26 protein-coding genes are annotated in these 23,923 nt (G+C 38.1%); 2 read left to right on the forward strand and 24 right to left on the reverse strand.

The genetic code is table 11. The annotated features are described in order from the left end of the window. Nucleotides 1-59: 59 nt before the first annotated feature. From ACFX4G_RS01365 to ACFX4G_RS01415, 11 genes are all read right to left on the reverse strand, one after another. Entirely contained in the window at nt 60-764 is a 705-nt protein-coding gene (locus ACFX4G_RS01365) for a demethylmenaquinone methyltransferase (RefSeq protein ID WP_013059012.1), read from the reverse strand. 4 nt (nt 765-768) lie between these two features. Then, the gene (locus ACFX4G_RS01370) at nt 769-1,560 is read right to left on the reverse strand and encodes a heptaprenyl diphosphate synthase component 1 (protein WP_244856518.1); all 792 of its coding nucleotides are present in this window, start codon (nt 1,558-1,560) and stop codon (nt 769-771) included. Between the two features lie 281 nt (nt 1,561-1,841). Further along, a complete protein-coding gene (gene mtrB / locus ACFX4G_RS01375; protein ID WP_013059014.1) occupies nt 1,842-2,072 on the reverse strand; it encodes a trp RNA-binding attenuation protein MtrB in 231 nt (76 codons plus the stop codon). Between the two features lie 25 nt (nt 2,073-2,097). Further along, nucleotides 2,098-2,664: a GTP cyclohydrolase I FolE gene (gene folE, locus ACFX4G_RS01380; protein WP_013059015.1), complete on the reverse strand. Its 567-nt coding sequence runs from the start codon at nt 2,662-2,664 to the stop codon at nt 2,098-2,100. Between the two features lie 148 nt (nt 2,665-2,812). Continuing rightward, on the reverse strand, nt 2,813-3,085 hold the full coding sequence (locus ACFX4G_RS01385) for an HU family DNA-binding protein (protein ID WP_013059016.1): 273 nt from the start codon (nt 3,083-3,085) through the stop codon (nt 2,813-2,815). Nucleotides 3,086-3,458: 373 nt separating this feature from the next. Continuing rightward, on the reverse strand, nt 3,459-4,937 hold the full coding sequence (gene spoIVA / locus ACFX4G_RS01390; RefSeq protein WP_013059017.1) for a stage IV sporulation protein A: 1,479 nt from the start codon (nt 4,935-4,937) through the stop codon (nt 3,459-3,461). Between the two features lie 229 nt (nt 4,938-5,166). After that, on the reverse strand, nt 5,167-5,889 hold the full coding sequence (locus tag ACFX4G_RS01395; RefSeq protein ID WP_377572669.1) for a hypothetical protein: 723 nt from the start codon (nt 5,887-5,889) through the stop codon (nt 5,167-5,169). Nucleotides 5,890-5,913: 24 nt separating this feature from the next. Next, complete coding sequence (locus ACFX4G_RS01400) at nt 5,914-6,117, reverse strand: DUF2768 domain-containing protein (RefSeq protein ID WP_013059020.1); 204 nt, start codon at nt 6,115-6,117, stop codon at nt 5,914-5,916. Between the two features lie 314 nt (nt 6,118-6,431). Next, entirely contained in the window at nt 6,432-7,463 is a 1,032-nt protein-coding gene (locus ACFX4G_RS01405; RefSeq protein ID WP_013084894.1) for an NAD(P)H-dependent glycerol-3-phosphate dehydrogenase, read from the reverse strand. A 17-nt stretch (nt 7,464-7,480) separates the two neighbouring features. Then, nucleotides 7,481-8,791, reverse strand: a complete 1,311-nt coding sequence (der, locus tag ACFX4G_RS01410) for a ribosome biogenesis GTPase Der (RefSeq protein ID WP_013059022.1) — start codon at nt 8,789-8,791, stop codon at nt 7,481-7,483. A gap of 297 nt (nt 8,792-9,088) precedes the next feature. Then, the gene (locus ACFX4G_RS01415) at nt 9,089-9,694 is read right to left on the reverse strand and encodes a YphA family membrane protein (RefSeq protein WP_377572671.1); all 606 of its coding nucleotides are present in this window, start codon (nt 9,692-9,694) and stop codon (nt 9,089-9,091) included. A gap of 120 nt (nt 9,695-9,814) precedes the next feature. On the opposite strand from ACFX4G_RS01415, the gene ACFX4G_RS01420 reads away from it, so the two are divergent. After that, nucleotides 9,815-9,952 (forward strand): YpzI family protein, encoded by a 138-nt coding sequence (locus tag ACFX4G_RS01420; RefSeq protein ID WP_013059024.1) that lies wholly within the window; start codon nt 9,815-9,817, stop codon nt 9,950-9,952. 31 nt (nt 9,953-9,983) lie between these two features. On the opposite strand, the gene ACFX4G_RS01425 is transcribed toward ACFX4G_RS01420, so the two are convergent. The 10 genes from ACFX4G_RS01425 to prsW all read right to left on the reverse strand — a co-directional run bounded on the left by ACFX4G_RS01425 (nt 9,984) and on the right by prsW (nt 19,329). After that, the gene (locus ACFX4G_RS01425; protein WP_377572673.1) at nt 9,984-11,198 is read right to left on the reverse strand and encodes an MFS transporter; all 1,215 of its coding nucleotides are present in this window, start codon (nt 11,196-11,198) and stop codon (nt 9,984-9,986) included. Between the two features lie 177 nt (nt 11,199-11,375). After that, nucleotides 11,376-12,428: a type 2 isopentenyl-diphosphate Delta-isomerase gene (fni, locus tag ACFX4G_RS01430; RefSeq protein WP_377572675.1), complete on the reverse strand. Its 1,053-nt coding sequence runs from the start codon at nt 12,426-12,428 to the stop codon at nt 11,376-11,378. 16 nt (nt 12,429-12,444) lie between these two features. Continuing rightward, on the reverse strand, nt 12,445-13,581 hold the full coding sequence (rpsA, locus tag ACFX4G_RS01435) for a 30S ribosomal protein S1 (protein WP_013059027.1): 1,137 nt from the start codon (nt 13,579-13,581) through the stop codon (nt 12,445-12,447). Nucleotides 13,582-13,743: 162 nt separating this feature from the next. Continuing rightward, nucleotides 13,744-14,331 (reverse strand): lysophospholipid acyltransferase family protein, encoded by a 588-nt coding sequence (locus ACFX4G_RS01440; RefSeq protein WP_043976371.1) that lies wholly within the window; start codon nt 14,329-14,331, stop codon nt 13,744-13,746. Beyond that, the gene (cmk, locus tag ACFX4G_RS01445) at nt 14,328-15,002 is read right to left on the reverse strand and encodes a (d)CMP kinase (protein WP_043976370.1); all 675 of its coding nucleotides are present in this window, start codon (nt 15,000-15,002) and stop codon (nt 14,328-14,330) included. The genes ACFX4G_RS01440 and cmk overlap by 4 nt, the downstream gene beginning before the upstream one ends. A 162-nt stretch (nt 15,003-15,164) precedes the next feature. After that, entirely contained in the window at nt 15,165-15,341 is a 177-nt protein-coding gene (locus ACFX4G_RS01450) for a YpfB family protein (RefSeq protein WP_013059030.1), read from the reverse strand. A 69-nt stretch (nt 15,342-15,410) separates the two neighbouring features. After that, nucleotides 15,411-16,076 carry a flagellar brake protein gene (locus ACFX4G_RS01455; RefSeq protein ID WP_377572677.1) on the reverse strand — a complete coding sequence of 222 codons (666 nt, stop codon included), beginning with the start codon at nt 16,074-16,076 and terminating at the stop codon, nt 15,411-15,413. Nucleotides 16,077-16,231: 155 nt separating this feature from the next. Continuing rightward, nucleotides 16,232-17,581 carry a germination protein YpeB gene (gene ypeB, locus ACFX4G_RS01460; protein WP_029320395.1) on the reverse strand — a complete coding sequence of 450 codons (1,350 nt, stop codon included), beginning with the start codon at nt 17,579-17,581 and terminating at the stop codon, nt 16,232-16,234. A 17-nt stretch (nt 17,582-17,598) separates the two neighbouring features. Beyond that, nucleotides 17,599-18,531 (reverse strand): spore cortex-lytic enzyme, encoded by a 933-nt coding sequence (sleB, locus tag ACFX4G_RS01465; protein WP_043976367.1) that lies wholly within the window; start codon nt 18,529-18,531, stop codon nt 17,599-17,601. Nucleotides 18,532-18,678: 147 nt separating this feature from the next. Continuing rightward, nucleotides 18,679-19,329 carry a glutamic-type intramembrane protease PrsW gene (prsW, locus tag ACFX4G_RS01470; RefSeq protein WP_013059034.1) on the reverse strand — a complete coding sequence of 217 codons (651 nt, stop codon included), beginning with the start codon at nt 19,327-19,329 and terminating at the stop codon, nt 18,679-18,681. Nucleotides 19,330-19,527: 198 nt separating this feature from the next. Between prsW and ACFX4G_RS01475 the strand changes: the two genes are divergently transcribed. After that, nucleotides 19,528-20,499 carry an asparaginase gene (locus ACFX4G_RS01475; RefSeq protein WP_013084903.1) on the forward strand — a complete coding sequence of 324 codons (972 nt, stop codon included), beginning with the start codon at nt 19,528-19,530 and terminating at the stop codon, nt 20,497-20,499. Nucleotides 20,500-20,518: 19 nt separating this feature from the next. Here ACFX4G_RS01475 and ACFX4G_RS01480 read toward each other — a convergent pair whose 3' ends face one another. The 3 genes from ACFX4G_RS01480 to ACFX4G_RS01490 all read right to left on the reverse strand — a co-directional run bounded on the left by ACFX4G_RS01480 (nt 20,519) and on the right by ACFX4G_RS01490 (nt 23,840). Further along, complete coding sequence (locus tag ACFX4G_RS01480; RefSeq protein WP_318330943.1) at nt 20,519-21,490, reverse strand: YpdA family putative bacillithiol disulfide reductase; 972 nt, start codon at nt 21,488-21,490, stop codon at nt 20,519-20,521. Nucleotides 21,491-21,614: 124 nt separating this feature from the next. Next, complete coding sequence (locus ACFX4G_RS01485) at nt 21,615-22,880, reverse strand: Glu/Leu/Phe/Val family dehydrogenase (protein WP_370506064.1); 1,266 nt, start codon at nt 22,878-22,880, stop codon at nt 21,615-21,617. Nucleotides 22,881-23,237: 357 nt separating this feature from the next. Next, on the reverse strand, nt 23,238-23,840 hold the full coding sequence (locus ACFX4G_RS01490) for a genetic competence negative regulator (protein ID WP_043976361.1): 603 nt from the start codon (nt 23,838-23,840) through the stop codon (nt 23,238-23,240). Between the last annotated feature and the right edge of the window lie 83 nt (nt 23,841-23,923).

Here is a 23,923-nt window from a genome sequence, read left to right on the forward strand (position 1 = left end):
TTCATTCTTTACTCCTTATCCTACAGGCTGTTGCACCTGTAGGACAAGCTTTTTCTCTTTTATCGTTTGTACCCTAGATGCATCGCTGCTACTCCACCTGTGTAAGATTTCACTTCAACATCTGTCAAACCGGCTTCACGGAACATATCAGCCAATTGCTTTTGACCTGGAAAGTCCCTTGCTGACTCTTGAAGCCATGAATATTCATCATAGCTTTTAGCGACCATCTTTCCAAGCGCAGGCATAATATACTTAAAGTAAAGCAAGTACATTTGTCGGTAGCCGATCATCGTGGGCTGAGACGTTTCAAGGCAAACCACTTTTCCGCCAGGTTTCACGACGCGCTGCATTTCCTTTAACACTTGAAGGTAATCGGGCACGTTGCGCAGTCCGAATCCAATCGTTACATAGTCAAATGAATTATCTTCAAAAGGAAGTTCCATTGCATTGCCATGTAGTAAGGTAATATTTGAAAAAGGTGAGTTTTTTACTTTCTCTTCACCAATCTTTAGCATATTTTGACTAAAATCCAGGCCAACTGCCTCTCCTGTTTCTCCAACTGCTTCAGCCATAGCTAGCGTCCAATCCGCAGTTCCGCAACAAACATCTAAAGCTTTTGTTCCTTTTTGAACATTCATTCGCTTCATCGTATCTTTACGCCATGCCTTATGACGCTGAAAACTAATAACAGAATTCATTTGATCATAATTTTTGTATATTTTTTCAAATACGCCATGGACACGCTGTTCTTTTGATTGCTGCATATCTCTATCCTTCTCCTACGACATTTTTCAGCACTTCTAAGCTAGATGTAAGTTCATCTAAGTGCTCTCTTAAAAACTCATTCATCACAAATTCACTTCGTAAGTATCCTCTAACAATGTTTACAGACTGTTGAGTATACGAATAAAGGTATTCTTTTATTTGTTCTTGATTCATACCAATTTGTTTGCAATAGTTTAGCAAGAGAGTAGGCTCTTTATGCTGTAACGACTTTAATTGCTTTAATATCCCGTTCAAATACGCTGCATGTTTTAAAAGTTCTTTCCACTCTTCACGTTCAAAATAGTCACATAAGCATCTTACAAACGATGATTCTGCTGCTAAAAAACTATTCATAACGTCGTGTGGATTAGTAGAGCGATTGTTATAAATGTGTATCTTAGCGATATTAATTTCTTTAATAGCAGATGCTATAACTTTCATTAAATTCAGCTGGTTGCTTTGAGCTAAATAGTAATAGTACAGGCCGCTGTAATAATCTCCGGCCAAAACTACCAGCTGCCGCTCATGCAGCTTTCCTTCATTTCCGCTAACATTTTGAGTGGAGACTAGATCGTGGGTATCAAGTGCGGTTTGAACGAGCATCACAGATAGCACAGAGCTGTTCTTTTTTTCTTCTTCCATTGAGAGAGTATCTAAGAACGAACACATGTACAGTAATCTATTTTCATCAATACGCGGATGATGAATATATTTTTTTACATATGGATGACTTAATTCAACATGAAGCTGTTCTTTCATGTTGGCCACAATATCATAGATGGTTTTTACGCTCATCATCCTTGTCTCCCTTTCCATCACTATTTGTTTAAAGTTCTTTTAACTCCAAATCGATAGTGTCAATTATAACATAATTACATTATAAAATATCCTTTAAATTCTTTTGAAGCTTTTTCACGGTTTAAATCATTTAGCTGCTCATCCGCTTGAACACCGTTCATCTACATACCATCTGGATTTCTTAGACAGTAATTTAAGATATTGCTTTTAGTTTCACCATGTTTTTCCTGTTCTTATTCATTTATTTTAAATATAAATAAAAGCAGGAAAATCCCTGCTTATTTTTTCGTATCGGATTCAATTTCTCCGTGAACAGTCTGAATGACGGCTTTGCCACGAATTTTAATTGCGGATGTATGCTCAGTAAACTGCGCAATCATTACTTCGCCTTTATCTAGTTTTTCTGAATGATGAAATCGCGTATCTGCTCCTCGCGTTAAGCCAATTACGTTAACTCCATCTTCGACCGCTTTAATGACAATATACTCCGGCGTTCCTTTTTGTGTCATATTCTCTTCTCCTTCATCATCCACATTATGATTTAATCAGTGATAAAACTTCAGCTCTAGAACTTGCATCGTGTTCTAACACTCCGCGTACAGCAGAAGTGATTGTCATAGCTCCAGGCTTTTTAATGCCGCGCATGGTCATACACATGTGCTCTGCTTCCACTACTACCATTACCCCGTGCGGCTCTAATGTTTCTACAATAGAATCCGCCACTGTAGATGTAATTCTCTCCTGAAGCTGAGGACGTTTTGCAACAGCTTCTACTGCTCTTGCCAGCTTACTTAAACCGGTCACTCGTCCGCCTTTTGGAATATACGCAACATGAGCTTTTCCATAAAAAGGAACTAAGTGATGTTCACACATAGAGTAAAAAGGAATATCTTTTACAAGCACTAGCTCTTCATGATCTTCTCCAAAAACTGTTTTAAAATGTTCTTTTGGATCTTCATTCAACCCGGAAAAGACTTCCTCATACATTTTAGCTACTCGCTTTGGTGTATCTAATAATCCTTCACGGTTTGGATCTTCGCCAATTGCTTCTAAAATTAGTCTCACGGCTTGTTCGATCTGTGGTTTATTTACAGATGACATGTTGTTGCCCTCCAATTCGTTGCATTACGACTTTATGAAAAAAATTCTAGCATATGTATATACCAAAGGCAAAAAAGAAAGGTCGCAAATGTGCGACCTTTCAAAGCTCTTCATCAACGGCTATGAATAAAGCCATTTTATGTAGATATTATTTTACAGCATCTTTAAGAGCTTTACCTGGTTTGAATGCAGGAACTTTGCTAGCAGGAATTTCGATTTCTTCGCCAGTTTGTGGATTGCGTCCTTTACGAGCAGCACGTTCACGTACTTCGAAGTTACCAAAACCGATAAGTTGAACTTTGTCCTCAGCTTTTAAAGCTTCTAAAATTGTATCGAAAACAGCATCAACTGCTTTTGTAGCATCCTTTTTTGAAAGCTCACTTGCTTCTGCAACAGCATTAATTAATTCTGTCTTGTTCATGCCATTCACCTCCTCCCAAAATCGGATCATATAATAACTAAAAACCTTGTTAGAAAAGGAATCTAGTAATTCGTTATATCTCATTCTTTAACAAAACAAATGGATATTATACATAACCTATGTATCGACAAGCCTAATCATAAACGATTGAACTAAATAATTCAATGTTTTTCATTCATCTGCCATATGTATGTAGTGAAAACAGTATGATCGATCGATTTCTGTTAAAAGATTAACATATTGAACAAGGCATAGCAAGCAGAAAATAACGCAGGAATAGGATAACCACGCGATCTATCACAATATATGTAAAGTTTTGTATGATCTATCCAAAAAGAAGAGGCTCCTTTATGAGGAGCCTAACGTTACATGCTTATAGAATAATCGCGATTAAACCTCCGGATCCTTCGTTAATAATCCGTTCTAGCGTTTCTTTTAACTTGTATCGTGCATTTTCAGGCATCAGCGACAGCTTTCCTTGAATCCCTTCTCTTACGATTGAACTTAGAGAGCGGCCAAATATATCTGAATTCCAAATTGAAAGCGGATCATCTTCAAAGTCTTGCATCAAATAACGAACTAATTCTTCGCTTTGCTTCTCCGTTCCGATAATCGGCGCAAATTCTGATTCTACATCCACTTTAATCATGTGTATTGAAGGTGCCACTGCTTTTAAACGAACTCCAAAACGCGATCCTTGGCGAATAATTTCAGGCTCATCAAGGCTCATATCCGAAAGCGAAGGTGCAGCTACACCATAACCCGTTTGTTTAACCATACGAAGGGCATCAGAGACTTGATCATACTCGGTTTTTGCATGCACAAAATCTTGCATTAACTGCAGCAAATGATCTCTTCCGCGAATTTCTACTCCCACGATTTCTTTCAAGATCTGGTCGTATAAGTCATCTGGAGCATATAAGTCAATTTCAGCAATTCCCTGCCCCATCTCAATTCCGGCTAATCGAGCCTGATCGATAAACTCAAACTGGCTAAATTGCTCTACTACCCGTTCAACGTCTCTCAGCCTCTTAATATCTTTTACCGTTTCTTTAACGGCTTCTTGATAGCTTTCACGCAGCCAATGTTTATCTTTTAAAACCATTACCCAGCTTGGTAGATTAACGTTGACTTCTAATACAGGGAACTCGTAGAGTGCTTCTCTTAATACGTTCATCACATCAGTATCGCGCATGCTTTCCACACTCATCGCTAATACTGGAATATCATATTTTTCATTAAGCTTTGCACGAAGCTTTTCTGTATCAGGATGATATGGCTGTACGGTATTAATAACCATGATAAATGGTTTCCCTACTTCTTTTAGTTCATTAATGACGCGCTCTTCTGCTTCCACGTAATCTTGACGAGGTATATCTCCAATTGAGCCATCTGTTGTAATGACGACACCAATCGTTGAGTGTTCTTGAATTACCTTTCTCGTTCCAATTTCAGCCGCTTCGTGAAATGGAATTGGTTCTTCATACCAAGGTGTATTGATCATTCGAGGTCCGTTTTCATCTTCGTACCCTTTAGCGCCTGGCACCGTATATCCTACACAATCTACTAACCGTATGTTAACTTCTAGCCCGTCATCTACCAAAACATTAACTGCTTGATTCGGTACGAATTTCGGCTCAGTTGTCATAATCGTTTTTCCAGCTGCACTTTGTGGTAGTTCATCTTGTGTGCGAGCTCTTTCTGCCTCGTTCTCGATGTGAGGCAGGACCACCAGCTCCATAAATTTTTTAATAAATGTAGATTTTCCTGTTCGAACTGCTCCCACCACACCTAAATATATATCGCCTCCTGTACGTTCAGCGATATCTTTAAATACATCCACCTTTTCCAAAAGATCCCCTCCGATCTATGAGTTCATGGAATATGACATCCATTGCGAGAGTAAATTAGGACACTATATAGTTATGACGTTGTCCTATTAAAATATGACTTTTGATAGAAAAATTTATGATTTTTTTCATGCACATGCTGACTTAGTCATTCTGATTATCATTATTGGTGTACAAGAAAGAGAAAACCCCTTCTCTCTGAATATTATTCAAGGAGAAGGGGTTCATGACTTATTTTTTTAAAAATATTGGTTCATTCTTATCGTTGACTGTATAAGGAAGAGAGTAAGCAGGTACAAAATCACTGTTTTCCACAAGGAGCTTTCGTATATCTTCACCAGGTTTGTAGGAGCTTTTATGCTTTTGAATGGCATCATACAAATCAGGACGATAATCTACAAATACATCTCCCTGTCCATTAACAATTAAAGAAAGACTATTCCCTGTATATGGGCTAGTAACGACAGGAGGCTCTTTCATATTCAATTTTTTATAATTAATAGAGAATACGCCGGGAGCGATGACCTCTTTAAACGGTACGTACCCTTTATGATTTTGACGGTATATATTCAAATGTACGTTAACATCTTGAATCGTATCCGCCATTCGTAAGTCTAATAATTTAACCTTGGGCTTTGTTTCTGCATCCACAAGTACGTACGCAAATATCCCTCCGCTTTCATACGAATTACCAGGTGCGTCTTGCATGTATCTAGGAACAATTTTCGTAAAGTCAATCGGATATTTTTGATAAATCGGCGTGTCCATATCTTTCGTTTTTATTGGCAATAAGCCTCCGCTTTCTTGTTTAAATTGATCAACCGCCGTTTGCACGAAAGCAACTTGATCTTTATAAGGAACTTGATTTTGAGACATTCTTTCTGCCGGGTACAAACAACCGGATAATACAAAAATGGTTACCCCAACAATAGACGTTAGCATGAATTTTTTCATTTTCCTCACCCTACCATATGTACATTAAGCATCTGTCGGCCCGCTGAATACAACAATTACCATAATAAGACCTGCTACAATCATAAGCGAATAGGCAATGAAAGCGAGTACAATTTTACCAATGCGGTTCGTAATTTTATAACGACTAAAGTAAATAGAAAATACCGAAATAAACATAAATACAATGGAGCCCAATGAAATCCACATCTTTAACAAACCTGGCGACAAACTGCATCCACTCCTTTTTTCACCGTTATTATAACATAAGGACTTATAGTTAAGATGGATATTGATAGAACTTTCTAAATTAACTATTTATTTACCTTCCAGTGATTCATGCTCTATAGTAATTACTTTCCTATTAAATTGACAAATTCCTGCTTATTCACATAAAAAAATCGAAGCGAAGGGGGCTCTTCGCTTCGATCATAACTAAATATTCCCATACTAACAGTTCTACTCATCTTTATTTACACGTTATTTTATGCAAGTAAATGATTTTGGGTATCACTAATTGCCTATTTTTTCATATTTCTTTGCACTTAATTTAATTTTTCTCCTAAAACATTCGCTAAATCTTCCATTTCATGTGTTTTAGTACGAGACATAAGCGCGTCTACTGCATCCTTTGCCTTCACATCATTAAACAGTACATTATATAAAGCATCAGCAATCGGCATTTTTACGTCATATTTTTGAGATAGCTGGTAAGCTGCTTTCGTCGTGCGTACACCTTCTACAACCATTCCCATATTTTCTAATACTTCGTCTAAATTTTTGCCTTTTCCAAGAAGATTACCAGCGCGCCAATTTCGAGAATGAACGCTTGTACACGTTACAATCAAGTCTCCAATCCCGGTTAAACCTGAGAACGTCAAAGGATTGGCACCAAGCACAGTACCTAAACGAGCGATTTCAGCCAAGCCACGAGTCATAAGAGCGGCCTTCGCATTGTCACCATATCCAAGTCCATCCGTAATACCAGCAGCAAGAGCAATAATATTTTTTAACGCTCCCCCAATTTCCACACCAATCACATCAGGATTTGTATAAACACGGAAGTACTGCTGATTATTAAATAAATCCTGCACTTTTTCTGCTGCTTGTATATTTGTTGAAGCTGACGTCACAGTTGTGGGCTGCCTTCTACTTACTTCTTCAGCATGACTCGGACCTGATAAGACAACGATGTCTTTTGTATCAATTTCTTGTTGAATCATTTGAGATATACGTAAAAGAGAATCCGGTTCAATCCCTTTACTTACGTGAACAATTGTAAATAGTTCATCGGTAAGGGATTTTAGCTGCTGCAACACTTCACGAATGGCCTTCGTTGGAACAGCTAAAATAAGGGTTTCAACACCTTCTATTGCCTTTTCTAATGACGTAAAACCTTTAATCTGATGAGGAAGCTCTACACCAGGCAAATATTTTTCATTCTTATGCGTCTCGTTGATTTGATCAATGACTTGTTGTCTATGTCCCCAAATGCGAACATCGTGTCCATTTTCCGCCAATACGAAAGCTAATGCAGTTCCCCAGCTTCCTGCTCCTAGTACAGCTATTCTTTCCACGCCGATCACATCCTCTGTTATTTTCTTGGTCTTGCAATAATTTTAATTGGAGTTCCTTCAAATCCAAAAGCTTCACGAAGCTTATTTTCTAAGAAACGTTTATATGAAAAATGCATTAGCTCAGGATCATTTACAAACACAACAAAAGTTGGCGGCTTGATTGCTACTTGAGTTGTGTAATAGATTTTCAAGCGGTTGCCGTTGTGAGTAGGCGTAGGGTTCATTGCTACTGCATCCATAATCACATCATTTAAGATGCTTGTTTCTACACGTACCGCATGGCTTTCGCTTGCAAGATCAATCATCGGCAATAGCGTATGCGTACGTTTTTTCGTTTTAGCTGAAAGGAATACAATTGGAGCATATGTTAAGAACTGAAAATGCTCACGTATATTCTCTTCAAATTTTTTCATTGTTTTTTCATCTTTTTCTACTGTATCCCATTTGTTCACAACGATGACAACAGCTTTTCCAGCTTCTTGTGCATAGCCAGCAATTTTCTTATCTTGTTCAATAATACCCTCTTCAGCATTTAATACAACTAAGACAACATCTGAGCGTTCAATTGCCTTTAATGCGCGCAGTACGCTGTATTTTTCAGTACTCTCGTACACTTTTCCACGCTTTCTCATTCCAGCTGTATCAATAACAACATATTCTTGATCTTCTTTTGTAAACTTTGTATCAATGGCATCGCGTGTCGTGCCGGCAAGATCACTGACAATAACACGGTCTTCACCTAGAAGAGCATTAACTAATGAAGATTTCCCTACGTTAGGACGACCAATCAATGAAAATTTAATGACGTCTTCTCCGTAATCTTCGTCTTTTTCTTTTGGAAAGTGCTTAGCTGCCTCGTCTAGCAGGTCACCTAAACCTAAACCATGCGTTCCTGAGATTGGGAACGGTTCTCCATATCCTAGTGCGTAGAAATCATAGATTAATTCTCTCATTTCAGGATTATCTACTTTATTAACAGCTAGGACAACGGGCTTTTTGGATTTGTATAAAATTTTCGCCACTTCTTCATCAGCTGCAGTAATTCCATCGCGTCCATTCACTAGAAAAATGATTACGTCCGCTTCATCAATTGCAATTTCTGCCTGCTGTTTGATCTGTTCTAAAAATGGCTCATCTCCAATATCAATACCGCCGGTATCAATAATGTTAAAGTCCACATTCAGCCACTCACCTGAACTATAGATACGATCACGAGTTACACCCGGAATATCTTCTACAATAGATACTCGCTCTCCTACAATTCGGTTGAAAATTGTTGATTTTCCTACGTTGGGACGACCAACAATCGCAATAATTGGTTTTGGCATACGATTCTTCCCTTTCCTTGATCTTTTTTATGTATCGGCAACCAGTCTTTAATCGACTAAAGGTATTTATCTACATGTACAAATAAATAAGATCATTCTTTTTTCAAAAATTGAGGCCATGCAGCGTGGCATGACCTCTACTAATCGATCATAAGCGATAAAGCAGGCTTTTTATCAGCTCTATTTTACACCAGGCTGATTAACTGCCTATCCGCTGAATAAGCATTACTCTTTCAATCAAACAATTTTATCAAAAATCACCGGTAACAACAATATAATTTTACGAAATCTCTTCTTCTATTTGTAAGTACTTTGCTTTTGCCTGTGAGACTTCAGCACGTACAAATCTAAATAAGCAGAGAAATAAACCAGCATCTCCCAAATAAACATAGCTCCTACTGCTGTTGCTAAAACGTCGAGTGTCCGAAGAGACCCTACTTCATAAGATGCAATATCTCGAATGACAACTGCGTATAAAAAATCTCCTCCAACTACACCTAAAATGATCGCTGCGAATCTTTTTTCAGCATCTTTAATCACCATAAAGCAAATATATAAGATAAGTCCAGTCAAAATCCACTTACGATCAATAAAAATCCATACAGGATCATAGAGCTCAAGTAAACAAAAACCAGCATAGGCAATTATTATAATGCCGCATACAATAACATAATATAACTGCTGAAACCTGCTGTAGCCTGAAGCATAAACACACGCTACTCCCACTAAAAACAAAGCGGTGTAGCTAAATGAAAACTGAGCCATATGCATGTTCATTCCGCTTAGGAGTATACTGATTAATATAACGGCTGCTACCTTCCAACGTCTAGGTGTTTTGGGCATAAGAAAAGTCGCAACAATCCATCCCATCCACGAAAGCCAATAAAAGAAAATTCCGTCCACTGAATATGGCACCTCCTCTACCTGTCATCAGTATGTATCAATTTGGTAAAACTTAATCGGGGTTTTAGAATAGAACCCCTTATTTTGGACAACCTATCAGAAAAAAGGAGGGAATCTAAAATGGGAAAAGATCGTCAAGAGAAAAAATTAAAAGAATCAAAACGAGTTGAATCTGACCGTGATCAAGGACTTCACTATCCGGGAGCAACTAGCTTGCAAAGTCCTGAAGAAGCACGCGAGTTAAATGAGCATAAATAAAAAAATGCGCTGACTAAGTCAGCGCATTTTTTTATTTTAAAACTGGATGTGAAACAGGATAGGAACGTTCTTTCTTTCCTGTAAACAAAAAGAGAACTCCTCCCACTAACAATAGTGCTCCTGACAAATAAAATCCGAATTCCATACTTCCAAGTTTATCTGCAAAATATCCGGTAATGTAAGGTGCAAAGATCGATGACAGCATGCCGCTGAAGTTGAAAAAACCGTACACTTTAGAGTACATGGACGATGGAGTAATATCCGCCATATACGAAATCAAAATCGGATCTAATGCTAATTTACCTATCAAACCGTACACAATTAAGCCGATTAATAGCCAAGAATAACCCTCTGTATAGGGAATAAAAAATTGACACAAAGCGCCCGCTACTGACAAACTCACAATTAATGCTTTTTTATTTGCAATTCGATCAGATATATACCCAAAGAAGATTGCTCCTGGAATAGACGCCCAAGGTACTAAAGATGCTACGATGCCTGTTTGAGCCCCTTCTAAGCCTCGCGAGTGCTGCAAATAATAAGGAAGCCAAGTCAGCATCCCAAAAAATCCGTAAAGAGAGCAGAAGATTAAAATGTATACGAAAATATGTTTTTTTGTAAATAATACTTTTAGCGACTGCTTTGTTTCTTTATTTAGCGAATTTTTTTCTTGATCCCTTTGCTTATCTTTTACAAAGAAAGCTATTAAAATAGCTATTACTATAGTTGGAATAGCAAATAAGTAAAAAGTAAACTGCCAGTCTTTTTCTAACATATATGTAATGTATGTAGAACCGATAAAACCAAGTGATATACCAAAAGCCATTCCACTATTAATGAGCGCCGACACTAAACCTCGGTATCGTTCAGATGTGATGCTTGAAGAAATTCCGTATTGTGAACCATAATACGTTCCTTCTCCAAGTCCTGTCAGCGCCCGCATAAGTAAGAACATACCGAAAGTAGTTGTAAGTCCTGTAAAAAATGTGGCAACTCCAAACAAGATGTATCCAGCTACTAAGATCTTAACTCGACCAAATCGATCTGCCAAAAAACCCGTTGGAATTTGCATAGCTGCATACGCTGCAAAAAATACGGTAGACATTAGCCCAAGTTCAGCTTTATTAAGATCCCACTGCGCACCGATATCTCCCATAACCGGAGATAAAATATTACGATCTGCATACATGAAAACCCAGCCTAAAAAGAAAAGAAAAATTGTAAATACAGGATGTCCCTTTTTCATTACGCCACCTCTTTTTTTCTGATTTTTCTGTCTATTTTACTTATTATAAGGGGCTAACGTTTGGGATTTCATGCTTTTTGTCACTTCTTCTGCCAACATTTTTTGTTTTTTAAAATAAAAACGCGATCATTCATCTTTTAAAGAAATAAAAAAGCACGCAGTCAACTGCATGCTTTTTTATGATCTGTTATTAAATGTTTCTATAGATACATTTCGCTGAGTCAGCCAGCTATGGGTATCCCCTGTAATAACTAGAGGCATTTGCTGAAGCTTAGCAATAGAAGTTGCTCCTAGCGCAGCCATGATGAACGTTAACTCCTCATGCATCTCGGCTATCTCTTCTACAACTGCTTCTAAACCAGACTTCATTAAAATGGATAAAAAATATCCTGCCATTCCCGTTGCAGAAGCTCCTAACGCAATAGACTTAGCAATATCCATAGAGGTTTGAATACCTCCCGAACCAATAATGGATATACCTTCTACGTGCTGAGATACTTCTGCTAAAGAAGCTGCCGTAGAAATTCCCCAATCATTAAAGAAGTGAAAATGTTTTGCTCGTCTTTCATTTTCGATTTTCGAAAAATTGGTACCACCGTACCCACCAATATCAACGATTTCAACACCAACATCTTTAAGTTTTTGCACTGCTTGAGCGCTCATCCCAAAACCTACTTCTTTGACAATTACAGGAACGGTTACTTCTCGGACAATGCGTTCAATACGACGTAATGCATCGGTGAAATCACGATCTCCCTCCGGCATGACCAGTTCTTGTATAACATTTAAATGAATTTGAAGTCCATTTGCTTCAAGCATATCAACTGCTTTTTTAGCTTGTTCAACTGTAGCTTCACTGCCTAGGTTGGCAAAAATAATTCCGTTAGGGTTTTCTTGACGCACTACTCTGTATGATTGTTCTTCCTTTTCATCTTTAATCGCAGCCATCTGCGATCCAACGGCCATTGCTAATTGACCATGATGAGCAATTTGAGCAAACGAACGGTTAATCCGTTCCGTTTCTTGTCCGCCACCGCCCGTCATAGCATTTATAAAAATTGGCGAACTTAACAAAAGTTCGCCAATTTTTGTATCAATATGAACATCGTGCACGCCAGTATTTGGCAAGCTATTATGAACGAAGCGAATATCATCTAGCCCGTGCAGCCGATGCTGTCCCGTTTGAATCGCATGATGAATGTGATCAATTTTACGTTTTGCTCTGCTCACAAATCATCACCATTACTTATCTTAATTTTTTTAATTGATCCCCAATCATATCACCTAATTGGAAACCTTTTGACTCTTCTTGTAATTCATAGTCACCGTAATCTTCTTGTTCTTCTTCCTCAAGATCACGAATGCTTAACGAAACGCGTCGTTCTTGTTCATTCACATCAAGTACTTTCACCGTCACTTTTTCGCCTTCAGAAAGCACTTCATGCGGTGTCCCGATATGCTTATGGGAAATTTGAGAAATGTGTACAAGTCCTTCTACTCCAGGTAGAACTTCCACAAAAGCTCCAAAAGATACAAGTCTTTTAACGGTTCCATCTACTACATCACCTTGGCGAAGCTTCGTAGAAATGTTGGACCATGGACCTTCTAACGTATCTTTAATAGATAATGAAACACGCCCCGTTGATTTGTCAACAGACAATACTTTGACTTTCACAGCATCTCCCTCAGCTACTACGTCTGAAGGTTTTTCTACACGCGTATGTGAAAGCTGAGAAATGTGCACTAACCCATCTACTCCGCCTACATCTACAAACGCTCCAAAGTCTGTTAAGCGCTGAACGGTTCCTTCTAAAACCTGACCTTCTTTTAATGACTCAAGAACATTTTCTTTTTGTTGTACAAGCTCTTCTTCTACAACTGCACGATGCGAAAGGATCACGCGATTTTTTTCTTTATCTAATTCCACTACTTTGACCGTAAGAGTTTGATCTTGATACTCTGCAAAATCATCAACGAAATGAGTTTCAACAAGAGAAGCTGGAATGAACCCTCTCACACCAATATCTACTACTAATCCGCCTTTGACAATTTCTTTGACTACCGCTTCAAACACTTCACCTGAAGAAAGTTTTGCTTCTAAACCATCCCATGCTTTTTCAGCATCTACAGCCCGTTTAGATAGCACAAGCAAATCGTCTTCCACTTTAATTACTTTCGCTTCGACTTCGGCACCTTCTTGGATTACATCGCCTGCTTTTTCAATATGTAAGCTCGCTAATTCACTAATTGGAATAATACCGTCTAGTTTGCTGTTAGGTACATCTACATACACTTGCTTTTCTTCTACTTTTGTAATAGTACCTTTTACTGTTTCTCCTACTTCTAATGACGTTACCTCTACTTGATTCATATCTTCTGTCATCGTCTTTTCCTCCTCCAATATCCATCTACAATATGTATTCCCTTGTAAGAGTTCTTCACTCTTTTAGCTCATCATTATTGTATATAGCTCTGTATAGAAAAAACTCTCTTTGTTACTAACTTCTAATAAATAGAATCTTTTGTCAAGTCATAAGGTTACAAACTATTGATATTTTTCAATTAATTCACCAATGCTTTTCATAATAACTTCGGTCACTTCGTCGGCTGGTGCTTTTCGTTCGCGAAGCTCATCCATCTGAATTGGCGGTCCGTACACTACTTTTAACCTTGCAAAACGCTTATATGGACCAATAACAGCACAAGGCACAACAGCTGCTTTTGAACGCAAAGCAAAAAAGCCTACTCCAGCCATCCCTTTTCCTAATTTCCCATCTTTACTTCTTGTTCCTTCGGGAAATAATCCAAGCACTTTTCCTTCTTTTAAAATCTTTAACCCCTGGCGCAAAGCTTCACGATCTGCCATCCCGCGCTTTACAGGGAATGTTTCTAACTTTGGCAGAACCGTCTTCAGAAAAGGTGCTTTAAACAGCTCTGCTTTTGCCATAAACGAAATGGGCCTTGGACATGTCACACCTACAGTAGGCGGATCTAAGTTGTCAATATGATTTGAACAAAGCAACACTCCGCCTTCTGAAGGGATATTTTCTGCACCGATTACTTCATAACGATAAACTGGTGTTAAAATGCCTTTTACAATGGCACGTGCAAACATATAAAAGCTCAAAATCATCCAATCCTTTCTTTTGTAATAGAAAGTATTTTTTCTACAACTCCTTCAATCGATAAAGAAGTTGTATCGATTTCAATTGCATCTTCAGCTTTTTTAAGAGGTGCTACTTCGCGCTCAGAATCCAGCTTGTCTCTGCGGGCAATTTCTTCTTTTAAACGCTCTAAATTTGATTCAAAACCTTTTTTTATGTTTTCGTCGTGGCGTCGCTGTGCTCTTTCATCCACAGACGCTAATAAAAAGATTTTAACTTCTGCGTGAGGAAGCACGTGTGTACCGATATCACGTCCATCCATTACAACGCCTCCATCTTTAGCAAGGCCCTGCTGTCTCGCTACCATCTCTTCACGAACTGCACGATGTTTCGCTACGATGGATACAGAGTTAGTTACTTCTGCCGAACGAATTTCACCTGTAACATTCTGTCCATTCAAGATGACTACCTGTCCAGATTCAGACGGCTTTAAATCGATTACTGTTTCGTTAAGCAAATGCAATAGCTCTTCTTCATTTTGCAAATCTACCTGGTTTTTCTGCGCTTGATACGTTAGAGCACGGTACATCGCTCCTGTATCAACATAAATATATGATAAGGTTTCTGCTATAATCTTTGCCACTGTACTTTTCCCAGCAGCTGCAGGACCGTCAATCGCGATTGAAATTTGTTTTTCCATAAGTGCCTCCCTTAATTTCAAAACAGGAACAAACCACTTTCATCTTTTATACAATGAGCCATTTTATATGAAGCGTTTATAAACGAAAAAAAGAGCAGGGGGTCTTCTCCTGCCTGGTGTTCACTGCATGTTTCTTTCCTAGTTATTCTACCATACGTCCGACTACTGGTCGAATGTTTCAATAATTTTATTAAAATTATTTTTGCTAACTCCCTCATACTGAATAACCTTTGAGAAATATGTACTGTGACTGCTAGATAGTAAAATACATTGGGCAATTATTAAAAACACAAATTGAATAACCACTAATTTAATTAAAATTCGTTCTATTCGATTCACCTTTTTTCTCCTTTTGTAAGAAGTAATACCTTTGCTTACAGTTTAGGAAAGAGAAGTTTTTTTTATACGCTAAAGAAGACCTTTTCTTCTTAGGTCGAGCTGACGCTTTAAGGTATAACGAATCATCATTTCTTTCGTTTGTTTTTCCATATTCATAAATTTAATAGATAGCTGACCTACTTTACAAGGAGTCGGGGCGGTAATTCGTACAACTTCCCCTTTTAATTCAAGATGCTGCAAAGCTCCCTCACGATTAGGAAGACTTAATCGTACAACAACCGAATCTTTCTCATTAAAAAGCAGCGAGTGATGGAAGGAGCCGGCTATTCCACCTGCACTGATGTTTTTAGTCATGATTTCCATTACATCCTGCTGTTCTTGTTCACTTTCTATCACCGCCTTCACTGTAAGCGGCACACGGAAAAAATTTCTTCTTTGGCTGGATTTTAACTTTTTATCGCCCGGGTAAAAGAGCTTCACAACAGGCATGCCTTTTATTTCACGCCCTGTTACTTCAGTTGGAAAGGTATATACATTTTGATCATATCCAATAAACGCAGCAAGCAATTTTGTACCTTTTAGTAAAAAAGCACTTCGCTGCGTTTCTTCATTTAGCGGATAGCTAATATAAATCACGTCTTCCGTAAACTCAACTACTTTACACCGATATGTTTGTTGTAATGTAGACTCTCTGTGCCCGCTCTCTAACGTCAACCTCATTCCCGCTTTTATCATCTTCTCTCTCCTTCAGTTCCACTATATACACTTTTTCCCTTTATTTAAACATAGTCAAATATGTTTATTTTGTAAATATAAATTAGTTATTTAGACTCAATAAAATATTACAAAACACAAAAACCAGTGTCTATAGACACTGGTTTTTATCAACTTTACACTTCATTATATAAAGGTTCTGAGTTTTGTAGTTTTTCGACTTTTTCTTCAAAACCCGTATCGGCATTGATGAAAATACGATACGTATCATTTTTTATTGTCCCTAAAAACTCATAGCATAGCACTTCTTCGTTTAAATCATTCGTAATAATTGCCAAGCGTTCTTCCATCACTTTTACATTCGAGTTCAGCTTGGTTTTTGCCTGTTCTTTCGAAATTTTAGGTTTTGGAATATCTCTTGTACGATGTTTTAATAAGAAGTCTTTAGCTGAGAAACCAATCACAGATCCATCTTCTAAAGACATTTTCATTTTAACTGAATCCGGATAAATCCGAACTCCACTTTCCGTTTGCTCTACGAATGTAAAGACTCCCATATTATCATATTGAGCGCTTTCAGCCATCACTAGGCTTTCAAAACGATGATCTTTTAAAAACTTAGTCGCTTTGTTCATAGCATCGTTTAAACTAATATTTTGTTTTTTAATATCTCGATCTTCGAGCACCCAAAGCGGATATCCACCTTTTTGTGTAATATCCATATACGTCTCTTGTTTAGTCTTTGGATCTGTAATGGTTAAGCTGTACACCTCATAATCGGCATCTTTTCCGCTCTTTACAATATGAATTTGTTCATTTCCTTTTAAATTCAAAAACGAACGCGCCACTTGTTTTGCCACATCTTCACTAACTTCTCTACCTTTTAATTGATGAAAAGCGTTTTTTTCCTGCTCATTCGTTGCATTCATAACGCCTAAATCTGTTTCGGCAAAAGAATCCATACTTTTTTCAACGGTTTTTAATCCGTCAATAATCGTATTGTCCCCTTGCTTTTCTTTTGTGGCTAAGGCTAGCTCAACATCCATCCAGCGCAAGTTATTATCAATGACTAGATGCTGTACTTGGCGCATTTCATTTTGAATTTCGCCTGACTGATCATAAAGCGAATTTAACGTTTTATACTCTTTATCTGTTAGGGGGGATTTGCTTAAATCCCTTACCGCCACTTTATACGTAAAGTCACCAACATCTGAAAGAAACTCTTCTGTTTTATTGAACGGTAAAAGCGATAAAGGCAGCTGTCCTACATTGTTATGAGCTTCAGAAGTTAAACGCCATACTTCTGCAAGCGCGGGCGAAAGCTGATCTCTCGAACTCATGGCGAGCGTGCCACCAATTTTATCATTTAATAAATCTAGCTGATATGACAAATCATGAAATGCTCGTTGATACGTATTCTCCGCTTGAAGCAGCACAGCATCTTTTTCTTGATGTTCGCTATACCCCCAATACCCTACACCTACAACACCAATAGCTAATAATACAATTAAAATTGTTCGAATCATGTTTCCTTCACCTCTCTTTATCGACAGAAAATGTGTTTCCCGATTTGCTTAATTTGAGGACGTGACCAAATCCATGCGCTTGTTGCTGTATCCGGATTAAAGTAATAAATAGCATTCCCAGTAGGATCCCATCCGTTAATCGCATCCATAACCGCTTTTTTAGATGTTGGATTGGGTTCAAGCCAAATTTGCCCATCTGCTACGGCAGTAAATGCACGCGGTTCAAAAATAACTCCAGCGACTGTATTTGGAAATGACGGACTGTTAACTCGGTTCAAAATAACGGCCGCTACGGCTACTTGGCCATTATATGGTTCACCCCGTGCTTCACCATGCACGGCATTTGCCATGAGCTGAATATCATTTTGTGAAAAACCGCTTGGTACATTCACCGCTGTTGGCTTTTGTGCTTTTTCTTTCTGTTGTTCAGAATTTCCTTTAGACGTATTACGCTGCGGCTGACTGGCAGGTTTTTTTGCTTGAGAAGATCCGCTTTGTGCTTTTTGCTGACCATTGTTCCCCCTGCTTTTCCCACTGCTACCGCTTCCTTTAGACTGTTGATCAAGAGGCTGACCGCCATAGTGCGTAAACTTATTCCCTTTTCTAATTTGATTTTTCACATAGTTTTCGTGATATTTTGTTGCGTTGGCTAATTTAATCTTTGTTTGCCAGCCTGCTAAACCGTCAATCTTTTTAATGCCAAATTCATATTGAAAATTGCGCAGCGCCCAGTATGTGCTCCATCCAAATACACCGTCAATTTTCCCATTATAATAACCTAAATACTGAAGTCTCGACTGCAGCTCAATAACGTCATCTCCAACTGCTCCGTGTTGAATGACTTGATTTGAAAACGCGTGAGCGGCCTTTGGACTCACAACGGATGCTGCAATAAATGAACATATGCATATGAGACATGCATACTTTTTAAAACATCGAAATGATAACATGACAAAACCTCCTACATCGTATGTAACTGATAAGATGATAGGAGTATTTTTTGTAAAGGTTGTTTTTTTATACAAGATGCGCAAAATTTACCGAAATGAAAAAAACTCAGCTCGTAAATCTCTCAAAAAAAGATTTACAAGCTGAGCCTAGACAATCGATGGCTGTTTGGCCTTTTTTACTTTTCTTAACGCCAGCCACCATAAATAAATCATAAATGGAATAATAATAAATACCCAATGATCCATTGTTTTTAAAATATAATCATATGTTCCATGTAAAATGAGCGGCGCAAATACGGAGTACAGCGTCCACTTCGTTTTTTCCTTTCCTTCAGAAAACTTTGCTTTCCCTAAATAATACCCCATAATGACGCCGAATAAAGCATGACTAGATACGGGTAAAAAGGCTCTTCCTAGCGCTGATTCTAAACCATTTGCAAATAAATATAAAATATTTTCAACGGTAGCAAAACCTAATGAAACAGCTGCCCCGTAAACAATTCCATCATAATGCTCATCAAATTCCACATGCTGATAAATCGTGAAATATAAAATGAACCATTTGAAAAATTCTTCTAAAAAGCTTGTCGTAAAAAATGCTTGAAGAAAAGGTGATTGAAAAACGTGTTCTTCACCAAATACATATTGAATAAACATAATTGGCAAAACAAGCATTGCTCCAAAAATAAATGTTTTTAATACCATTGAAATAGGCTCAGTTTCATATTCATCTTTCAAATAAAAAAAACTTAACAATGCCAATCCTGGCGCAATGCCTGCAGATACAATCGCCAACATAAATAGCGCCTCATCTCCTCTATTTTTTTTAATAGTAACATGTTATCTTTAGGATGAAAATCTCCGTCTATAATGTCCTTATCTTTATATGTAAATGCTCACATAACTTGCTGTCGATTTACAAAGCCTAACAAAGACCTTAAACAAGTATACCAAAAAATGTATCATACTTATATGAAAAATTGAAAGGAGCTCTTTATGAAAACTGTTTATATTCTTCACACCGGCGGCACAATCTCTATGAAAGAAGACATGGCAACTGGATCAGTAACACCAGATATTCAAAATCCGCTTCACCGCTCAACATCATCTGTTTCAGGTATGGCCAATGTAATCGTAGAAGAAGCATTTCATCTGCCTTCTCCTCACATTACTCCTAAAGAAATGCTTATACTTTCAAAAAAAATACGCGATAAAATTAATGAAGGCAAAATTGATGCAGTCGTGCTAACCCACGGTACGGACACGCTGGAAGAAACCGCTTATTTTTTAGATTTAACAGTGCATACAGATATTCCAATTGTCTTAACTGGAGCCATGAGATCAAGCAATGAAATTGGTTCAGACGGTCCTTATAATTTTATATCTGCGGTTCGGGTGGCTATTAGTGACGGTGCAAAAGGAAAAGGTGTCTTAGTTGTGATGAACGATGAAATTCATACCGCTGAAAATGTGACCAAGACCCACACAAGCAACGTGGCGACATTTCAAAGCCCTCAGTACGGGCCAATAGGATTAATCACAAAACGCGGCGTATCTTTTCACCACATGCCTACAGAACACGAATTTTATCCTGTCAATCAGATAGATAAACAAATCACTTTATTAAAAGCTTATGCAGGAATGGACGACCATTTATTTCAAGCAGTGGCTTCAATGAATGTTGATGGACTTGTAATTGAAGCCCTCGGCCAAGGAAATCTACCTCCTCTCACAATTCCAGGCATTCAATTGCTTTTAGAGCGAAAGATACCCATCGTGCTCGTTTCCCGCTGTTTTAATGGAATTGCTCAAGATGTATATGGATATGAAGGCGGCGGCAAGCAGTTGAAAGAGATGGGCGTTATTTTTTCAAATGGCTTAAATGGTCCTAAAGCACGCATTAAACTGTTAGTTGCTCTCCAAGTAACAACGAATCATGATGAACTGCAGCAGCTATTTAATCATTAGTAAAACAACGCATAGAAGCCTATGCGTTGTTTTTATTGATAATATGAGAAGCAATTGATTTTCCATGAAAACGTCCATTTTCGATAAAAATCTCATTAGCATTGTTTCCTGCAGCAATCACACCAGCGATATAAATTCCTTCTACGTTTGTTTCCATGGTCTCTTCGTTAAAAGAAGGGCGGCCTGTTTCATCATCTAATTCCACACCCATTTTTGTTAAGAACGAATGATCAGGGTGATACCCAGTCATCGCAAAAACGAAATCGTTACTAATCGTAGATTCTTTCCCTTCCTGTTCATATGTTACCGTTTCATCCGTTATCTTTGTTACATGAGCATTAAAATGCATCCTAATTGTCCCATTTCGAACCAGAGCCTCAAATTCAGGCAATATCCAAGGTTTTACGCTAGGTGAGTAATCTGAGCCACGATAAATAACCGTCACCCTTGCATCACACTTCACCAATTCCAGAGCTGCATCGACGCTAGAATTTTTTCCGCCTATAACGACTACATCTTTATCAAAGTACGGATGCGCTTCTTTAAAATAATGAAATACCTTTGATAAATCTTCACCAGGCACATTCATATAATTAGGATGATCGTAATAGCCTGTAGCTATAATGACATTCTCCGCTTCATATGTCTCTTTAGATGTTGTGACAATAAATTGGTTTTCCGCTTGTTTGTCTACTTGCAAGACACGTTCAAACGGCTGAATTCGAACTTGCCTGCGCTTCACCACTTCTCGGTAGTAAGCAAGAGCTTGGTTGCGCACAGGCTTACGATTTTCGGTAATAAAAGGGACATCCCCAATTTCTAGTTTTTCACTCGAACTAAAAAACGTTTGGTGGGTCGGATAGTTATAAATGGCATTCACAATGTTCCCTTTTTCAATTACAAGGGCATCAATACCTGTATGTTGAAGCTCGATAGCTGCTGAAAGGCCGCATGGTCCTCCGCCAACAATAATTACTTTTTCTTTCTTCATGCCTGTCACTCCTTCAGTTGTAAACGCACCTTTTTTTTATTTTAACGCAGTGTAAAACAAAAAAATCTCCTCATTAATGATAGGAGATTTTTTCTATTTACGCAATTGTTCTGCTGTTCTGTTTTTAAATCCAGCCTCTGAAACGAGAGCCTTCTGCCATTTTTCTTACGCCTATCATATAAGCAGCTAGACGCATGTCGACTTTTCGAGTTGTAGAGGTTTCGTAGATGTTATTAAATGATTTAACCATTACTTTTTCAAGCTTTTCTTCTACTTCTTCTTCCGTCCAATAATAACCTTGGTTATTTTGCACCCATTCAAAATAAGAGACTGTTACACCGCCGGCACTTGCCAAAACGTCTGGAACTAATAAAATTCCTCTCTCTGACAAAATGCGCGTTGCTTCAAGAGTTGTTGGTCCATTTGCTGCTTCTACTACAATACTCGCTTGAATGTTATGGGCGTTTTCTTCTGTAATTTGATTTTCAATCGCAGCTGGAACTAGGATGTCACAGTCAAGTTCAAGCAGCTCTTTGTTGCTGATTGTATTATTGAATAATTTTGTTACTGTACCAAAGCTATCGCGTCGATCTAATAAATAATCAATGTCTAAACCGTTAGGGTCATGCAGCGCTCCGTACGCATCGGATATCCCTACAATTTTAGCGCCAGCGTCGTGCATGAACTTAGCTAAAAAGCTCCCTGCATTTCCAAACCCTTGTACTACTACCCGTGCACCTTGTAATTCAATGCCTCGTTTTTTCGCTGCTTCACGAATACAAATAGTTACTCCTTTTGCAGTCGCTGTTTCACGGCCGTGCGAACCACCTAAGACAAGGGGCTTTCCAGTAATAAAGCCCGGTGAGTTAAATTCATCAATCCGGCTGTATTCATCCATCATCCAAGCCATAATTTGTGAATTTGTAAACACATCCGGCGCTGGAATATCCTTTGTTGGTCCAACAATTTGGCTAATCGCACGAACATATCCGCGGCTTAAACGCTCTAATTCTCCAAAAGACATATTTCGAGGATCACAAACAATTCCACCTTTTCCTCCACCGTAAGGAAGGTCAACGATTCCACATTTTAAACTCATCCATATAGATAGAGCTTTTACTTCTTTTTCAGTTACGTTTGGGTGAAAACGAATTCCGCCTTTCGTAGGACCAACTGCATCGTTATGCTGCGCTCGGTGACCTGTAAAAATCTTAACTGATCCGTCATCCATACGAACAGGAATTTTTACTGTCATCATTCGTAATGGCTCTTTTAATAGTTCATACACTTCATCAGGATAGCCTAGTTTTTCTAACGCTTTATGTATCACTGTTTGTGTAGATTTTAAAACATCATGCTTCTCTTCTTGACTATTTTTACTGTCTTGCATCTTGTCGGCTACCATCTGTAAACCTCCTAAAATGTATCGAAAATTATTCGTTTTTAATTGAATGGTGCTTCTTTCATGACATAGTATACACCCTTAGTTTTACATTGCAAAGGAAAATATCGAACTTTTAGTATTTTTTGTGTTCTTCTAAGAAAACGCTTCCAATAACTTTACAAGGTATGCTACAATGTTTTAAGTCTGCCTCTTTTCTAGTATGCTTTAATCGTCTAAAAAAAATAAAAAACACCCGGTGATAAAGAGCACTTTCAACAACTTTGTACAAGCTGAAAGTGCAGCCACTCTTATTTTAATAAAAGTGCTTTATCCTTCACGGGTGTAATTATTTCAATTAAACAATTAAGAAAAGACAGAATTAATATACTCCAAAGCTCTCTTTTCTACTAACATTTTTCCATATTCATTTACGCGGTGCTTTGTAATTGTAGAGGGATTTCCATACTCCGCCAAAACCGCAATCATATTCCCAACTTCAGCCGGTGACAGCATGTGATAATCCAACAGCACGTAAAAACGTTTTTCAAATGAATAGAGCACGCTATCCGTATCGTAAAAGTTTGACATGCGCTTGGTCAGCTGAATGACATCTTCAAATGAATCAAACTCAAAAAACATGTCTTCGCTTTCATCTAGCATGACCTGCATTTCAATGAAGTCCTCGAACTCGTCTTCATCGAACTCACCGTAGCTGGTTTCTTCTTCATACTGCTTCGTCACAAATACAACCATTCCCTGTGCTTGAAGTGAAAAAACTTCTACCGAAAGAGAATTTGTAGGTTCAAAGTTCAGTTCTTGAGAAGCTTGCTCTATCATCTCACGAAAAAGCTGTTTTACTTTGAATGTATCTGTCCATAGATCTTCTTTTGTTAACCCTCTTTCTTGTAAATCATCGTAGGTCAAAAAAACTTTTAGCTTATTATAGTTTAATCGTTCAAGCCTCATTAGCGTCCCTCCCCGCTTGCACTCATAACCACATGGTTCGATAATGCAGTATATGTATTTTTTGGAAAACGGTTCGTGATGTT

It is taken from the genome of Priestia sp. YIM B13486 (genome assembly GCF_042787865.1).
In the GTDB taxonomy this organism is placed as follows: domain Bacteria; phylum Bacillota; class Bacilli; order Bacillales; family Bacillaceae_H; genus Priestia; species Priestia megaterium.

What these genes read in the sequence shown, in the direction of transcription:
- ACFX4G_RS01365 (WP_013059012.1), bottom strand. Translation starts at nt 764, where the DNA reads ATGCAGCAATCAAAAGAACAGCGTGTCCATGGCGTATTTGAAAAAATA.
- ACFX4G_RS01370 (WP_244856518.1), bottom strand. Translation starts at nt 1,560, where the DNA reads ATGAGCGTAAAAACCATCTATGATATTGTGGCCAACATGAAAGAACAG.
- mtrB (WP_013059014.1), bottom strand. Translation starts at nt 2,072, where the DNA reads ATGACACAAAAAGGAACGCCGGAGTATATTGTCATTAAAGCGGTCGAA.
- folE (WP_013059015.1), bottom strand. Translation starts at nt 2,664, where the DNA reads ATGTCATCTGTAAATAAACCACAGATCGAACAAGCCGTGAGACTAATT.
- ACFX4G_RS01385 (WP_013059016.1), bottom strand. Translation starts at nt 3,085, where the DNA reads ATGAACAAGACAGAATTAATTAATGCTGTTGCAGAAGCAAGTGAGCTT.
- ACFX4G_RS01395 (WP_377572669.1), bottom strand. Translation starts at nt 5,889, where the DNA reads ATGAAAAAATTCATGCTAACGTCTATTGTTGGGGTAACCATTTTTGTA.
- der (WP_013059022.1), bottom strand. Translation starts at nt 8,791, where the DNA reads ATGCCAAAACCAATTATTGCGATTGTTGGTCGTCCCAACGTAGGAAAA.
- ACFX4G_RS01420 (WP_013059024.1), top strand. Translation starts at nt 9,815, where the DNA reads ATGGGAAAAGATCGTCAAGAGAAAAAATTAAAAGAATCAAAACGAGTT.
- ACFX4G_RS01425 (WP_377572673.1), bottom strand. Translation starts at nt 11,198, where the DNA reads ATGAAAAAGGGACATCCTGTATTTACAATTTTTCTTTTCTTTTTAGGC.
- rpsA (WP_013059027.1), bottom strand. Translation starts at nt 13,581, where the DNA reads ATGACAGAAGATATGAATCAAGTAGAGGTAACGTCATTAGAAGTAGGA.
- ACFX4G_RS01440 (WP_043976371.1), bottom strand. Translation starts at nt 14,331, where the DNA reads ATGATTTTGAGCTTTTATATGTTTGCACGTGCCATTGTAAAAGGCATT.
- cmk (WP_043976370.1), bottom strand. Translation starts at nt 15,002, where the DNA reads ATGGAAAAACAAATTTCAATCGCGATTGACGGTCCTGCAGCTGCTGGG.
- ACFX4G_RS01455 (WP_377572677.1), bottom strand. Translation starts at nt 16,076, where the DNA reads ATGATAAAAGCGGGAATGAGGTTGACGTTAGAGAGCGGGCACAGAGAG.
- ypeB (WP_029320395.1), bottom strand. Translation starts at nt 17,581, where the DNA reads ATGATTCGAACAATTTTAATTGTATTATTAGCTATTGGTGTTGTAGGT.
- sleB (WP_043976367.1), bottom strand. Translation starts at nt 18,531, where the DNA reads ATGTTATCATTTCGATGTTTTAAAAAGTATGCATGTCTCATATGCATA.
- prsW (WP_013059034.1), bottom strand. Translation starts at nt 19,329, where the DNA reads ATGTTGGCGATTGTATCTGCAGGCATTGCGCCAGGATTGGCATTGTTA.
- ACFX4G_RS01475 (WP_013084903.1), top strand. Translation starts at nt 19,528, where the DNA reads ATGAAAACTGTTTATATTCTTCACACCGGCGGCACAATCTCTATGAAA.
- ACFX4G_RS01480 (WP_318330943.1), bottom strand. Translation starts at nt 21,490, where the DNA reads ATGAAGAAAGAAAAAGTAATTATTGTTGGCGGAGGACCATGCGGCCTT.
- ACFX4G_RS01485 (WP_370506064.1), bottom strand. Translation starts at nt 22,880, where the DNA reads ATGCAAGACAGTAAAAATAGTCAAGAAGAGAAGCATGATGTTTTAAAA.
- ACFX4G_RS01490 (WP_043976361.1), bottom strand. Translation starts at nt 23,840, where the DNA reads ATGAGGCTTGAACGATTAAACTATAATAAGCTAAAAGTTTTTTTGACC.